Here is a 14,725-nt window from a genome sequence, read left to right as displayed (position 1 = left end):
ATCACCCGCGGTCCGGTTTCAGTCTTCTCGAGAGACCACGCGCAATCCAGGCGCGTTCCGGCTGATCGGGGCCTGATCCTCGGCAAGGCCGGGAGCGGGTTCGACATTGCTCTGGACGGGCCGGGCGTCGATTTTCCTGAGATTCGAGCTTGCGATATCAAACCGCAGGCCACCGGCGCCCAGCGGCCCGTCGGCGACAAGAACGCCGAGCGCCCGGCTGACGTCACCCTGATCGCTCTTCAACGGCAGCAGAATGGTGCGCGCCTCGACCTGAGGAACCGCACCGCTGTTGTTTGCGCTGGCCAGGGACAGATCGGCAATGGCCGGAGCCAGAAAGATGTGTTCGAGTGTCGCCGCAGCCTCGGCCCGGGCCATGGCCGAGAAGAGGGCGGTCATCGGCATGCCGCGCACCTCCATGCCCAGAATCCGGGACAGGTGGTTGCCCGCGAGCCGGAACCGGGCCACGCCGGGGGCGATACGTTCGAGGATGAACGTGTATTCAAGGATGTTTTCCAGACCGCGCGGGTCGATGTCGGAGCGTTTCGGCACATCGCCCTGCCGCCGCAGCGCCGACCAATAGGCCTCGGCCTGCCGGATCGGAGACACACTGCGGCCACTGCGAAACCGGTCCATCGAGATTACGTTCCCCGTTTCGGCCCTGGAACGGCCACCCAAAAAAATCGTCATAATGCCACCTGTTGACCCGAAGCCCACCCGCCCGTTTCGCTCTGTGCGCCTGCATGCGCCCGATTCAGAACAGGTTACCCAAGTGTTAACGTGCCACGGGAAGCTCCTATTTTGGAGCATTTCCTTAATGAATGGTTAATTGTCTTAAACTCGTGGAAAATTCGCCCGGGTCTTGCCCTGAGGCAGGGGTTCGCATTAGGTGCGGCGGAACGGAACGGTCGCAGTTCGGGACGGGAGTTGACCAAGATGATCAGATCCATGACGGGTTTCGCCTCGGCGCGTGGTGAAAAAACGCCGTTTTCCTGGAGCTGGGACCTGCGCAGCGTGAACGCCAAGGGTCTCGATCTGCGTTTGCGCGTGCCCGATTGGCTAGATGGGCTGGAAGCGGCGCTGAGGGCCGATCTGGCCAAGGCGCTGACCCGGGGCAGTGTGAACCTGACGCTGAGACTGGGGCGGGGCGAAGAGGTGCCAAGCCTGGCGCTGAACCAGACTGCGCTGGCCGCGGTGCTGGACGCGCTGGCCGAGGCCGAGGAACAGGCCATGGCGCGGGGGCTTACGCTGGCGCCCTCCTGCGCCGCCGATCTGCTGGCGCTGCGCGGCGTCATGGACGCAGGAAGCGGCGAAGAGGACCTGACCCCGGTCGTCGCCCAGCTCAAGGCTGAATTTGGTCCGCTGGTTCAGGCATTCGTGCAGATGCGCGAAACCGAAGGGATGGCACTGGCCGAGATTTTGCAAAACCAGCTGACCCGGGTCGAGGAGCTGACGGCCCAGGCATCGGAACTGGCCGAGGCGCGCAAAGAGGCGGTGGCCGAAACCCTGCGGGCCAATCTGGCCCGTGTGCTAGACAATACCGACGGCGCCGACCCCGACCGCGTGGCGCAGGAACTGGCGCTGCTGGCGGTCAAGGCGGACGTCACCGAAGAGCTTGACCGGCTGCGCGCCCATGTGCGTGCCGCGCGGGGGCTGCTGGCGCAGGGCGGCGCGGTGGGGCGCAAGCTGGACTTCCTGATGCAGGAGTTCAACCGCGAGGCCAACACGCTGTGTTCAAAGTCGCAAAACGCGGACCTGACGGCCGTAGGGCTGGAGCTGAAGGCCGTGATCGACCAGATGCGCGAACAGGTTCAGAATGTGGAATAACGGAAAGGACCCCAGCAGATGACAGACCGTCGCGGGTTATTGATCATCCTGTCCTCGCCTTCAGGGGCAGGCAAGTCGACGCTGGCAAGCAGGCTGATGGCCTGGGATCCCGGCCTGAAATTCTCGGTCTCGGCCACCACCCGCGCGCCTCGCCCGGGCGAGGAACACGGGCGCGAGTATTTCTTTCTGACCGAAGACCAGTTCAAGGGACAGGTCCGGCGCGGCGAGATGCTGGAACATGCCCATGTGTTCGGCAATTTCTACGGCTCGCCCGCAGGCCCCGTGCGCGACACGATCGATGCGGGTCAGGACGTGTTGTTCGATGTCGACTGGCAGGGCGAGATCCAGATCCGCAACTCGGACCTGGGCAAGCATGCGCTGTCGATCTTCATCCTGCCGCCGTCGATCAAGGAGTTGCGCCGCAGGCTGGAGAGCCGGGGTCAGGACAGCGCCGAGGTGATCTCGCGCCGGATGCTGAAAAGCTGGGACGAGATCAGCCACTGGGGCTATTACGATTATGTCCTGATCAACGACGATCTGGACAGCACCGAGGAAAAACTGAAAACCATCGTCAGCGCCGAACGCATGCGCCGCATCCAGCAGCCCGCGTTGCAGGAGCACGTGCGCAAGCTGCAAGCCGAATTCGAGGACCTGTCATGACCATCTATGCCCTGGGTGACCACCGCCCCGAGATCCATCCCGACACCTGGGTCGCGCCCGATGCCAACCTCATTGGCAAGGTGGTGCTGGAAGAGGGCGCCTCGGTCTGGTTTGGCTGCACCATCCGCGCCGATCACGAGGAGATCCGCGTCGGCGCGGGATCGAATGTGCAGGAAAACTGCGTCATGCATATCGACGCGGGCTATCCGCTCAGAATCGGCACGAACTGCACCATCGGACACAAGGTCATGCTGCATGGTTGCACCATTGGCGACAATACGCTGGTCGGCATGGGTGCGACAGTGCTAAACGGGGCCAAGATCGGCCGCAACTGCCTGATCGGGGCGGGGGCGCTGATCACCGAGAACAAGGAAATCCCCGACAACTCGCTGGTTATGGGGGCCCCGGGCCGGGTCGTGCGGCAACTGGACGAGGCCGCTGTGGCGCGCATCGCCTGGAGCGCCAGGCACTATCAGGACAACATGCGCCGGTTCCGCGACACGCTGGTTCCCGTCGAATAAGACCGGGGGCGAAAGGCGGAAATGGTGTCGGAAACCGTGATCCAGGACCTTGTTGCGGCGGTACCCTTGCCGGCGCTGCTGGTGGACCAGTCCGAACGCATCCTGGCCGCCAATACCGAGGCGCGCACGCTCTTTGGCAGCCAGATCACCGGCCGCCATTTCGCCACCATCCTGCGACAGCCTCAGGTGATCGAGGCGATCGAGAAATCCCTGCGCGACAAGGCAGGCGCCCGCAGCAAGTACCTCGGCAATGACGGCGCGCAGGACACCTCGTTTGACGTGACCTGCCGCTACGTTCACGGCGTGGGCGCGGTGGAGGGCGGTGCGGTGCTGGTCAGTTTCATCGACGTGACCCCGGTTGAACAGGCCAGCCAGATGCGGCGCGATTTCGTCGCCAACGTCAGCCATGAATTGCGCACGCCGCTGACGGCGATCATGGGGTTCATCGAAACCCTGCGCGGCCCCGCCCGCGACGATGCCGCGGCGCGGGCCCGGTTCCTGGAGATCATGGAGCAGGAGGCCAGCCGGATGAATCGGCTGGTGGGGGATCTGTTGTCCTTGAACCGGGTGGAAACCGACGAGCGGGTGCGCCCGCGCGATCAGGTCGACCTGACGGCGCAGATCGCATCGACCCTGAACTCGCTCAGACCGCTGGCCGAAGAGGCGGGGGTCGAACTGATCTCGGATGGGCCCGAGCATCTGGTCAACGTGACCGGCGATACCGACCAGATCCGGCAGGTGCTGACAAACCTGATCGAGAACGCGATCAAATATGGCAGCAGCGGCGGTGAGGTCCGGGTAAGCCTGACCGAGGTCGAGCGTGATCCGGCCGTTCGCGGGCCGGCGGTGCGGCTGCTGGTGATGGACAAGGGGGCGGGGATCGACCCCATCCACCTGCCACGTCTGACCGAACGGTTTTACCGGGTCGACAGCCACCGGTCGCGGCAAAAGGGCGGCACCGGTCTGGGCCTGGCCATCGTCAAGCATATCATCAACCGCCATCGCGGTCGCCTGCGGGTGGAAAGCGCCCTGGGCGCGGGCACGACGTTCACGGTGATTCTGCCCCGCTGACCGGTTTGGCGGCATGCCTGGCGCCTGGCCTCTGTCACACGCCGGTTAAATAGCTGTCACATTCCTTTTTCCGACACTTGGCCGGGCTTTGTCATATGCCTGTTACATAACCGTCACAAAAGGCTCATGCACCGCCCCTAGGAGTCGCGGCGAGATCATCATGGGGATGATCACTACACTTTCGCTGTCATGGAGACTGCAATGTCCTTTGTGAAACTCTCGGCCTCGGCCCTGGCAATTGCTGCTGTTTCGGCCACCGCCGCCGCCGCCCGCGATCAGGTCCAGGTGGCCGGTTCCTCGACCGTTCTGCCCTATGCCTCGATCGTGGCCGAAGCTTTTGGTGAAAACTTCGACTTCCCGACCCCGGTGGTGGAATCGGGCGGCTCCTCGGCCGGTCTGAAGCGGTTCTGCGAAGGCGTGGGCGAAAACACCATCGACGTGGCCAACGCCTCGCGCAAGATCAAGGACAAGGAAATCGCCGTCTGTGCCGAAAACGGCGTGACCGACATCATTGAGGTTCGCATCGGGTATGACGGCATCGTGTTCGCCAGCGACATCGACGGCAACACCTATGAATTCACTCCCGCCGACTGGTTCCTGGCGCTGTCCGACAAGATCGTGGTCGACGGCGCGCTGGTCGACAACCCGAACAAGACCTGGGCCGATGTGAACGCCAGCTTCCCGGCGACCGATATCCAGGCCTTTATCCCGGGCACCAAGCACGGCACCCGCGAAGTGTTCGAGGAAAAGGTTATCCTCGCAGGCTGCGAGGAAACCGGTGCTTTCGAGGCCTTCAAGGCCGCTAATGGCGACGACAAGAAAGCCGCCGAGAAAGCCTGTATCGCGCTGCGCACCGATGGTGTGTCGGTCGATATCGACGGCGATTATACCGAGACGCTGGCCCGCATCGAATCGAACAAGAACGGCATCGGCGTCTTTGGCCTGGCCTTCTACGAGAACAACACCGACAAGCTGCAAGTGGCGACTATGTCGGGTGTGGTTCCCTCGACCGAGAGCATCGCAACCGGCGAATATCCGGTGTCGCGCCCGCTCTACTTCTACGTCAAAAAGGCACATATCGGCGTGATCCCCGGCCTGAAGGAATATGCCGAGTTCTTCATCGCCGACGAGATCGCAGGCCCCGATGGCCCGCTGGCCGAGTATGGTCTGGTTGCTGACCCGGAACTGGCCAAGACCCAGGAAGCCGTTGCCGAAGAAAAGGTACTTGGCGGCAACTCCTGATCCCTGTCGGGATTGTGACAAATGCCGGGGCAGGGCGACTGCCCCGGTTTTCCTTCTCCGCAAATATGGGCGTGCGTTCCTATGCCGACGCTTTGGCTGGTCTGCCTTCTTCTTGTTCTTGCCGCCGCCGGTTTCGTGATGGGACGCGCGCGTGCGCTTGCATCCGCTGGCGGAGATGCGCGAACGCTTCATTCCCTGCCGAATTACTATGGGTTCAACGTCGCGCTGACGTCGCTGGTGCCCGCGCTGGCGGTGCTGGCGGTCTGGCTGCTGGCGCAGCCGATCATCGTCGATACACGGGTCTCGAAACTGATCCCGGCTGACATGGTCCCCGAAGGCTCGACCATCGGGCTGGTGATGTCGGATGTGCGCCGGGTGGCTGCGGGGCTTGACCTGGCGGTTGACACCGGGCTGTTGCGCGCGCCCGAAGCCGCCGCGCTGAGCGCGAACGAGCGGGATGTGCGGTCACTGTTGGGCGAGGTGGGCGTGGCACTGGGAGCCGATGTCCGGCCCGAGGTTCTGGCGGCGGCGCAGCGCTCGCGCGAGTTGAACCATGCCGGTCGGCTGTTGATGACGGTTCTGGTCACGGGGCTGGCGCTGGCCGGTCTTGGCTGGGCTTATGTCCGCACCAACAAGGAGTTCCGCGCCCGCAACGTGGTCGAGCGCGGCGTGCTGGTTCTGCTGATCGTTGCCGCGTCGCTGGCGATCCTGACTACCATCGGTATCGTGTTGTCGATGCTGTTCGAGACCAGCAACTTTTTCCGGCTGCATGACTGGAAGGACTTCTTTTTCGGGTCTACCTGGGCGCCTAATTTCCGGGGCGACAGCGAGCTGTCGATCCTGCCGCTTCTCTGGGGTACGCTTTATATCTCGTTCATCGCGCTGCTGGTGTCGGTGCCCATCGGACTGTTCGCCGCGATCTACCTGTCCGAATACGCGGGCAAGGCGACGCGCGCCCTGGCAAAACCGTTGCTGGAGATCCTGGCGGGCATTCCCACCATCGTCTACGGCCTCTTTGCCCTGCTGACCGTGGGGCCGACACTGGCCAAGGTGTTCGGCAAGGGCGGCCTGCTGGGCGTCGAGTGGATGGCGGGGGCGACCTCGGTCCTGACGGCGGGGGTTGTCATGGGCATCATGCTGATCCCCTTTGTCAGCTCGCTGAGCGACGATATCATCAACGCGGTACCGCAATCCATGCGCGACGGGTCTCTGGGCCTGGGCGCGACCCGGTCCGAGACGGTGCGGCAGGTGGTTCTGCCCGCCGCTCTGCCGGGGATCGTGGGTGCCATCCTGCTGGCTGCATCGCGCGCCATCGGCGAGACGATGATCGTGGTGATGGGGGCGGGTGCGATTGCCAAGTTCTCGCTCAACCCGCTGGACACGATGACGACGATCACCACAAGGATCGTCAGCCAGCTGACCGGTGACACCGACTTTGCCAGCCCCGAAACGCTGGTGGCCTTTGCCCTGGGTCTGACCCTGTTCGTTCTGACCCTGGGGCTGAACGTTCTGGCGCTGTATATCGTGCGCAAGTACCGGGAGCAGTACGAATGACCGATCTCAGCGCAAACTCCGCACCCGCGACCCGGCATGGCGCCTCGCTGCTCAAGCAGAATGCGCGCACCCGCCGCCGCAACCGCGCCGAGGCCCGGTTTCGCGCCTATGGCATCGCCGCTATCGCGGTTGGCCTCGCCATGCTGCTGGTGCTGGTGTTCAACATCGTCTCGAAGGGTGTGGGCGCCTATAGCCAGACCTTTGTGACGCTTGAGGTCGAACTCTCGGAAAGCAAGCTCGACAAGAAGGGCAACCGCGATATCGAGGAGATCAAGAAGGTCTCGACTTTTGGCTATGCGCCGCTGATCAACAATGCCTTTGCCGCCGCGGTCAAGGAGGGCGGGCTTGAGACCAGGCTGAAGCCCAAGGATCAGGCCGGCATTCTGTCCAAGAGCGCGCCCGCGCAGTTGCGCGACTATGTGATCGCCAATCCGGACAAGATCGGGGAAACGGTCAGCTTTCGCTTTCTGGCCAACAGCCGCGTCGACGGCTATCTGAAAGGGCGCGTGACCCGCGACAGCATCGCCAATGACAAGTCGATCAGCGCGGAGCAGCTGGATTTCGTCGATCAGCTGGCCGCTGCCGGTATCCTGAAAAAGACCTTCAACCCGGATTTCGTCCTGGGGTCCGACGCGTCCGACCAGCGGCCCGAATCCGCCGGTATCGGCGTGTCGATGGTCGGGTCACTTTTCATGATGCTGGTTGTGCTGGCGCTGTCGCTGCCGATCGGGGTTGCCGCCTCGATCTATCTTGAGGAATTCGCGCCCAAGAACTGGATCACCGATATCATCGAGGTCAATATCTCGAACCTGGCGGCGGTGCCCTCCATCGTGTTCGGTATCCTGGGTCTGGCGGTCTTCATCAACTATATGCACCTGCCGATGTCGGCGCCACTGGTGGGTGGTCTGGTGCTGACGTTGATGACCCTGCCGACGATCATCATCTCGACCCGCGCTTCGCTGAAGGCGGTGCCGCCCTCGATCCGCGACGCGGCGCTGGGAGTTGGGGCGTCCAAGATGCAGGCGGTGTTCCATCACGTGTTGCCGCTGGCCGCGCCCGGCATCCTGACCGGGACCATCATCGGCCTGGCGCAGGCGCTGGGGGAAACCGCGCCGCTGTTGCTGATCGGGATGGTGGGGTTCATCGCCTCGAACCCGCCCGACAGCCTGGCCGCTGGCCTGTTGTCGCCCAACTCGGCCATGCCCGCGCAGATCTATGAATGGGCCAAACGGGCCGATCCGGCCTTTTACGAACGCGCCTGGGGGGGCATCATCATCCTGCTGGTGTTCCTGGTGACGATGAACACGCTGGCGGTGATCCTGCGCCGCAGGTTCGAACGCCGCTGGTAAGGAGGCACCTGGAAATGAACGATATGTCTCGACTGGAGAGAGTGGTGGAAACCAAGAACATCAAGATGGAGTGCCGGGACTGTCAGGTCTATTACGGCGAGACGCACGCGATCAAGGACGTGAACGTCGACATCGAAGAAAAGACCGTCACCGCCTTTATCGGCCCGTCGGGCTGTGGCAAGTCGACCTTTCTGCGCTGTCTCAACCGGATGAACGACACCATCGCCACGGCCCGGGTCGAGGGATCGTTCCGGCTGGATGGCGAGGATATCTATGACCGCCGCGTCGATCCGGTGCAGTTGCGCGCCAAGGTGGGAATGGTGTTCCAGAAGCCCAACCCTTTCCCCAAGTCGATCTATGACAATGTCGCCTATGGCCCCCGTATCCATGGCCTGGCCCGCAACAAGGCGGAGCTGGACGAGATCGTGGAAAAGGCCCTGCGGCGCGGGGCGCTGTGGAACGAGGTCAAGGACCGTCTGGATGCGCCGGGCACCGGCCTGTCGGGCGGCCAGCAACAACGCCTGTGCATTGCCCGCGCTATTGCCACCGAACCCGAAGTGCTGTTGATGGACGAGCCCTGTTCGGCGCTCGACCCCATCGCTACCGCGCAGGTCGAAGAGCTGATCGACGAGCTTCGACAGAACTACTCGGTGGTAATCGTCACCCATTCGATGCAGCAAGCCGCGCGGGTCAGCCAGAAGACCGCCTTTTTCCACTTGGGAAATCTGGTGGAGTTCGGCGAGACGGGTCAGATCTTTACCAACCCGGTCGATCCGCGCACGGAAAGCTATATCACCGGCCGGATCGGCTGAGGACAGGAACGAATACCATGGTGCAACAGCATATAACATCGGCCTATGACCGCGATCTGGAGGCGATCCAGGCCCATATCATGAAGATGGGCGGGCTGGTCGAGGCCGCGATCATGTCCTCGGCCCGGTCGCTGGAGATGCGCGATGTGGAACTGGCCAATGAGGTGCGCGCCGGCGACAAGGCCATCGACGCGCTGGAAGAGATCATCAACCAGGAGACCGCCCGCCTGATCGCGTTGCGCGCGCCCACGGCAAGCGATCTGCGGCTGGTGTTGTCGGTGCTGAAGGTCTCGGCCAACCTGGAGCGCATCGGCGACTATGCCAAGAACATTGCAAAGCGGACCACCGTTCTGGTCGAGGTGCCGCAAGTACCGGACAGCGCCGCAGCGCTCCGGCGCATGGCGCGCGAGGTCGAGCTGATGCTGAAGGACGCACTCGACAGCTATATCCAGCGCGATGCGGAACTGGCATCGGATGTCATCACGCGCGATCACGAGGTGGACCAGATGTACAACGCCCTGTTCCGCCAGTTCCTGACCTTCATGGCCGAGGATCCGCGCAGCATCACATCGTGCATGCATCTGCATTTCATCGCCAAGAACATCGAACGCATGGGCGACCATGTGACCGCGATTGCCGAACAGGTGGTCTATCTTGTCACCGGCAACCGCCCGGACGACGCGCGCCCCAAGGGCGACACGACCTCGACAACGGTCTGAACAGGAGGGTCCTGCAATGTCGGCTGATCAACCCACCGTGCTTGTGGTCGAGGACGAGATGGCGCAGCGCGAGGTGCTGGCCTACAATCTGGAGGCCGAAGGGTTCCGGGTGCTCAAGGCCGAGGACGGCGAAGAGGCCATGCTGTTGGTGGACGAAGATGCGCCGGATATCATCGTGTTGGACTGGATGATGCCGAACCTGAGCGGTATCGAGGTGTGCCGCCGTCTGAAGACCCGGAACGAAACCCGTTCGATCCCGGTGATCATGCTGTCGGCGCGCAGCGAGGAAGTGGACAAGGTACGCGGTCTGGAAACCGGCGCCGATGACTATGTGGTCAAACCCTATTCCGTGGTCGAGCTGATGGCCCGAGTGCGCGGGCAGTTGCGGCGGGTACGGCCCTCGGCCGTGGGTCTGCGGCTGGAGTACGAGGATATCGTGCTGGATTCGGAGACGCACCGGGTGAGCCGGGCGAACAAGCCGCTGAAACTGGGCCCGACCGAATTCCGGCTGCTTTCCACTTTCATGGAAAAACCCGGCCGGGTCTGGAGCCGGGAACAGCTTTTGGACCGGGTCTGGGGCCGCGACATCTATGTCGATACCCGCACCGTCGACGTGCATATCGGGCGGCTGCGCAAGGCGCTGACCCAATATGGCGGCGCCGACCCGCTGCGCACCGTGCGCGGTGCCGGTTACGCCTTGGGCTGAGCCGCTCAGCGCGGCAGGGTCTCTTCGGGCTCCGCTTGTCCGGCCAGCCAGTGTCGAAAAGTTCTGAGTGACGGGTCCGCGCCTTTGGCGCGGGGCCAGACCAGATAATAGGCCCCGACGGTTTCGACAGCATCGGGATAGGCGGCAACCAGCCGCCCGGTGGCCAGATCCTGTTCCACCACATATTGCGGCAAGAGCGCCACACCCAACCCGTGCAAGGCCGCCTGGCTGATCGTGGCGAACTGGTCATGAAGGGTGCCGGGCAGGGGATCGGGATAGGCGACGCCCATCTGGGCAAACCAGTGCTGCCAGGCGCGTGGGCGGGTCTGGATATGCAAAAGCGGCAGGCGCAGCAGGTCGGCGGGCGACCTTGGCGCGCCATGCGGCAATAGCTGGGGCGCGCAGACCGGCAGCACCCGTTCCGCCTTGAGCAGCAACCGGTCCGTGCCAGGCCAATCCGGTTCGCCGAAATGTATTGCCGCGTCAAAGGGTTCAGAAGCAAAGCTGAACGGGCGCAGCCGGGTGGACATGTTGATGGTGATATCAGGATGCAGCCGTGCAAATTCGGGCAGGCGCGGCATCAACCAGCGCATCCCGAAGGTCGGCAGGATGGCCAGGTTCACGGTGCCGCCAACCGGCGTGACCTGCAACCGCAGCGAAGCCTGCGCGATGCGGTTCAGCGCCTCGCGGATCTCGGTCACATAGTCCTGCGCTGCGGGCGTCAGCGACAGCCGCTTTCGGTCACGCTGGATCAGTTCGACCCCCATCTGGGTTTCCAGCGTCTGGAGCTGGCGGCTTACCGCGCTCTGGGTCAGCGACAGTTCCTCGGCCACGGCCGAGGCCGAGCCGAGCCGGTCCAGCGCTTCGAGTGCGCGAAGCGATGAAATGGAAGGGAGAAAACGTCTGGGCGCGATCATGTATGCGTTTTACTCATGAAAATGTGCCAAAGTCTCGCTGTTTTTTGCCATTCCGGAAAGGTATGTTGCCCCCAAACCGCAAATCAGGAGTTTCCCGATGGATACCGTTGCCAAGCCCAGCCTGCGTGACAAGGACAAACCCGATCTGGGTGGTTTCGACTGGGAGGATCCGTTCCGCCTGACCGACCAGCTGTCTGAGGACGAACGCATGATCGCCGACGCGGCCCGCGCCTATGCGCAGGAAAAGCTGCAACCGCGCGTTACCGCCGCGTTCCAGAACGAGGTGACAGATCCCGAAATCTTCCGTGAGATGGGCGAGATGGGCCTGCTGGGCACCACAATTCCCGAAGCTTATGGCGGCATCGGTGCAGGTTACGTGGCCTATGGTCTGGTGGCGCGCGAGGTCGAGCGGGTCGATAGCGGCTATCGCTCGATGATGTCGGTTCAAAGCTCGCTGGTGATGTACCCGATCTATGCTTATGGCAGCGAAGAGCAGCGCATGAAATACCTGCCCAAGCTCGCCAGTGGCGAATGGATCGGCTGTTTCGGCCTGACCGAGCCCGATGCCGGGTCGGACCCCGCCAGCATGAAGACCCGCGCGGTCAAGACCGAGAGCGGGTACAAACTGACCGGCACCAAGATGTGGATTTCGAACGCGCCGATCGCCGATGTATTTGTTGTCTGGGCCAAGTCCGAGGCGCATGACGGCAAGATCCGCGGCTTCATCCTGGAAAAAGGCATGAAGGGGCTGAGTGCGCCCAAGATCGAGAACAAGATGTCGCTGCGCGCCTCGATCACCGGCGAGATCGTCATGGACGGCGTCGAAGTGGGCGAAGAGGCGCTGTTGCCGCATGTGTCCGGCCTGAAAGGCCCGTTCGGCTGTCTGAACCGCGCCCGCTACGGCATCAGCTGGGGTGCGATGGGAGCGGCGGAATGCTGCTGGCACGCCGCGCGCCAATACGGTCTGGACCGCAAGCAGTTCAACCGCCCGCTGGCCCAGACCCAGCTGTTTCAGTTGAAACTGGCCAATATGCAGACCGAGATCGCGCTTGGCATGCAAGCCAGCCTGCGCGTCGGACGCCTGATGGACGAGGCCAAGGCCGCGCCCGAGATGATCTCGATCATCAAGCGCAACAACTGCGGCAAGGCGCTGGAAATCGCGCGCCACGCGCGCGACATGCATGGCGGCAACGGCATCAGCCTGGAATTCCAGGTGATCCGGCACATGGTGAACCTGGAGACGGTGAATACCTATGAAGGCACCCATGATGTCCACGCCCTGATCCTGGGCCGGGCGCAGACCGGGTTGCAGGCATTCTTCTGATCCTTCGCCAATCTGGCATTCGAGAGCGCGGGCCACGGTCCGCGCTGTTTTTCTGTGCAAAGCCCTTCACATCTGAATGAAATTATTCATATAAGATTAAATGAATATGATGTGACTCGCCGGAGATCCGGGGGCAGGGGACCTGTATGACCTTCAAGAGCGTAATCGCGGGATCGGCCCGATATCTGCCCATTCTGGACTGGGGCCGGCGCTATGGCCGTGTGGAGCTGAGCGGTGATCTGATCGCGGCGGTGATCGTGACCGTCATGTTGATTCCGCAATCGCTGGCCTATGCCTTGCTTGCGGGGCTTCCGGCCGAGGTTGGGCTTTATGCCTCGATCCTGCCGCTGGTGGCCTATGCCGTGTTCGGGACCAGCCGGGCGCTGGCGGTTGGGCCGGTGGCCGTGGTGTCGCTGATGACCGCGTCGGCGCTGGCGCCGCTGGGTTTGCAAAGTGTCACGGAGTACGTGACCGCAGCGGGCATGCTGGCCTTGCTGTCCGGCGCGATGCTGCTGGGCATGGGTTTTTTCCGGCTGGGGGTCGTTGCGAATTTCCTCAGCCATCCGGTGATTGCCGGGTTCATAACGGCATCGGGTCTGTTGATCGCCGCGAGCCAGCTCAAGCATATCCTGGGCGTGTCGGTGCAGGGCCATAGCTTGCCCGGGCTTCTGTCCGATCTTTTTGCCCATTTGGGCGAGACCAATCCCGCAACCCTGATCATAGGCCTTGCCGCGCTGGGTTTTCTGTTTTGGGTGCGCAAGGGCATGGCGGCGGCCTTGCAGCGCCATTTCGGCCTGTCGCGGCATCTGGCGGCCACATTGGCGCGGATTGGGCCGATCTTTGCGGTGATCGGAACCACTCTGGTGACCTGGGCGCTGGATTTGCAATCCTGGGGCGTGGCGGTGGTGGGGACCGTGCCGACCGGATTGCCACCCGTCGGCGTTCCGTGGGAGGCATGGTCGCTGATCCCGGCGCTGGCCGGTCCGGCGCTGTTGCTGTCTGTCATCGGATATGTGGAATCCGTATCCGTGGCGCAAACCCTGGCCGCCAAGAAGAAACAGCGGATCGACCCGAACCAGGAGTTGATCGCCCTTGGCGCCGCCAACATGTCATCGGCCTTGTCGGGCGGCTATCCGGTCACCGGCGGCTTTGCCCGTTCGGTGGTGAATTTCGATGCCGGCGCCGAAACGCCCGCGGCGGGCGCCTTTACCGCTGTTGGGCTGCTGGTGGCCGCGATGTTCCTGACGCCGCTTTTGTATTTCCTGCCCAAGGCGACGTTGGCAGCCACGATCATAGTGGCGGTGCTGTCGTTGGTGGATCTGTCGATCCTGACCCGCGCCTGGAGCTATTCGCGGGCGGATTTTGCGGCGGTGTTCACCACAATTGCGCTGACCCTGACCGCCGGTGTCGAAACCGGAGTTGCAAGCGGTGTCGTTGTCTCGCTGTTGCTCTTTGTCTGGAAAACCTCGCGCCCGCATGTCGCCGAGGTGGGGCAGGTGCCCGGCAGCCAGCATTTCCGCAACATCCTGCGCCATCATGTGCTGACTGACCCGCATGTGCTGACGCTGCGGATCGACGAAAGCCTGTATTTCGCCAACGCCCGGCGGATGGAGGATATGGTTGTCGAACGCGTCCTGCGCGACCGGAACACGATCCGCCATGTCATCTTGATGTTCTCGGCTGTGAACGAAGTGGATTTCAGCGCGTTGGAATCGCTGGAGGCCATCAACCAGCGGCTGCGCGATCTGGGGGTCACGCTGCATCTGTCCGAAGTCAAAGGTCCGGTGATGGACCGGCTGAAGCGCAGTCATTTCCTGCAAGAGATGACAGGGCAGGTTTTCCTGTCCCAGTTTGAAGCTTTTGATCATTTGCGGTCCAGGAGCGCCAAGACGGCTTGAGTATCGATTAATCTCATAATCGGTATTATGGTGAATACTTATGCCTGTCTGGACGTCACATGGCGACAAAGGATTGGCTTATTCCCGATGGAATTCATACGATTGCAGTGAACATCTGCCATTGTAAG

Annotated in this window: 14 protein-coding genes; 12 read left to right on the top strand and 2 right to left on the bottom strand. The window is 62.8% G+C overall.

Going from position 1 to position 14,725, the window contains the following annotated elements; all coding sequences use genetic code 11:
- Positions 1-18 precede the first annotated feature (18 nt).
- Positions 19-687: a PAS domain-containing protein gene (locus G0P99_RS03765; RefSeq protein WP_239059663.1), complete on the bottom strand. Its 669-nt coding sequence runs from the start codon at positions 685-687 to the stop codon at positions 19-21.
- A gap of 246 nt (positions 688-933) precedes the next feature.
- Here G0P99_RS03765 and G0P99_RS03760 point away from each other — a divergent pair, with 246 nt between their 5' ends.
- From G0P99_RS03760 to phoB, 10 genes are all read left to right on the top strand, one after another.
- The gene (locus tag G0P99_RS03760; RefSeq protein ID WP_164127865.1) at positions 934-1,824 is read left to right on the top strand and encodes a YicC/YloC family endoribonuclease; all 891 of its coding nucleotides are present in this window, start codon (positions 934-936) and stop codon (positions 1,822-1,824) included.
- Between the two features lie 18 nt (positions 1,825-1,842).
- Positions 1,843-2,484 (top strand): guanylate kinase, encoded by a 642-nt coding sequence (gene gmk / locus G0P99_RS03755; protein WP_164127863.1) that lies wholly within the window; start codon positions 1,843-1,845, stop codon positions 2,482-2,484.
- Positions 2,481-3,005 carry a gamma carbonic anhydrase family protein gene (locus G0P99_RS03750; protein WP_164127861.1) on the top strand — a complete coding sequence of 175 codons (525 nt, stop codon included), beginning with the start codon at positions 2,481-2,483 and terminating at the stop codon, positions 3,003-3,005. Before gmk ends, G0P99_RS03750 begins: the two co-directional genes overlap by 4 nt.
- A gap of 24 nt (positions 3,006-3,029) precedes the next feature.
- The gene (locus G0P99_RS03745; RefSeq protein ID WP_164128008.1) at positions 3,030-4,076 is read left to right on the top strand and encodes an ATP-binding protein; all 1,047 of its coding nucleotides are present in this window, start codon (positions 3,030-3,032) and stop codon (positions 4,074-4,076) included.
- Positions 4,077-4,277: 201 nt separating this feature from the next.
- On the top strand, positions 4,278-5,318 hold the full coding sequence (locus G0P99_RS03740) for a substrate-binding domain-containing protein (protein WP_164127859.1): 1,041 nt from the start codon (positions 4,278-4,280) through the stop codon (positions 5,316-5,318).
- A gap of 81 nt (positions 5,319-5,399) precedes the next feature.
- A complete protein-coding gene (gene pstC / locus G0P99_RS03735; protein WP_164127857.1) occupies positions 5,400-6,872 on the top strand; it encodes a phosphate ABC transporter permease subunit PstC in 1,473 nt (490 codons plus the stop codon).
- On the top strand, positions 6,869-8,221 hold the full coding sequence (pstA, locus tag G0P99_RS03730) for a phosphate ABC transporter permease PstA (RefSeq protein WP_164127855.1): 1,353 nt from the start codon (positions 6,869-6,871) through the stop codon (positions 8,219-8,221). Before pstC ends, pstA begins: the two co-directional genes overlap by 4 nt.
- Positions 8,222-8,235: 14 nt before the next feature.
- Entirely contained in the window at positions 8,236-9,033 is a 798-nt protein-coding gene (gene pstB / locus G0P99_RS03725) for a phosphate ABC transporter ATP-binding protein PstB (protein ID WP_164127853.1), read from the top strand.
- 17 nt (positions 9,034-9,050) lie between these two features.
- Positions 9,051-9,752, top strand: a complete 702-nt coding sequence (phoU, locus tag G0P99_RS03720) for a phosphate signaling complex protein PhoU (RefSeq protein ID WP_164127851.1) — start codon at positions 9,051-9,053, stop codon at positions 9,750-9,752.
- Positions 9,753-9,768: 16 nt separating this feature from the next.
- Entirely contained in the window at positions 9,769-10,458 is a 690-nt protein-coding gene (gene phoB / locus G0P99_RS03715; RefSeq protein WP_164127849.1) for a phosphate regulon transcriptional regulator PhoB, read from the top strand.
- A 5-nt stretch (positions 10,459-10,463) separates the two neighbouring features.
- Here the strand turns inward: phoB and G0P99_RS03710 are convergent, their stop codons facing one another.
- Entirely contained in the window at positions 10,464-11,375 is a 912-nt protein-coding gene (locus G0P99_RS03710) for a LysR family transcriptional regulator (protein ID WP_164127847.1), read from the bottom strand.
- A gap of 97 nt (positions 11,376-11,472) precedes the next feature.
- On the opposite strand from G0P99_RS03710, the gene G0P99_RS03705 reads away from it, so the two are divergent.
- Both G0P99_RS03705 and G0P99_RS03700 read left to right on the top strand, forming a co-directional pair.
- Complete coding sequence (locus G0P99_RS03705) at positions 11,473-12,699, top strand: acyl-CoA dehydrogenase (RefSeq protein WP_164127844.1); 1,227 nt, start codon at positions 11,473-11,475, stop codon at positions 12,697-12,699.
- Positions 12,700-12,845: 146 nt separating this feature from the next.
- A complete protein-coding gene (locus G0P99_RS03700; RefSeq protein ID WP_164127842.1) occupies positions 12,846-14,597 on the top strand; it encodes a SulP family inorganic anion transporter in 1,752 nt (583 codons plus the stop codon).
- Positions 14,598-14,725 lie beyond the last annotated feature (128 nt).

Origin of the sequence: Ruegeria sp. PrR005, from assembly GCF_010500245.1 — a bacterium.
GTDB lineage: Bacteria > Pseudomonadota > Alphaproteobacteria > Rhodobacterales > Rhodobacteraceae > Ruegeria_B > Ruegeria_B marisflavi.
This window is presented reverse-complemented; position numbering and strand designations above follow the sequence as displayed.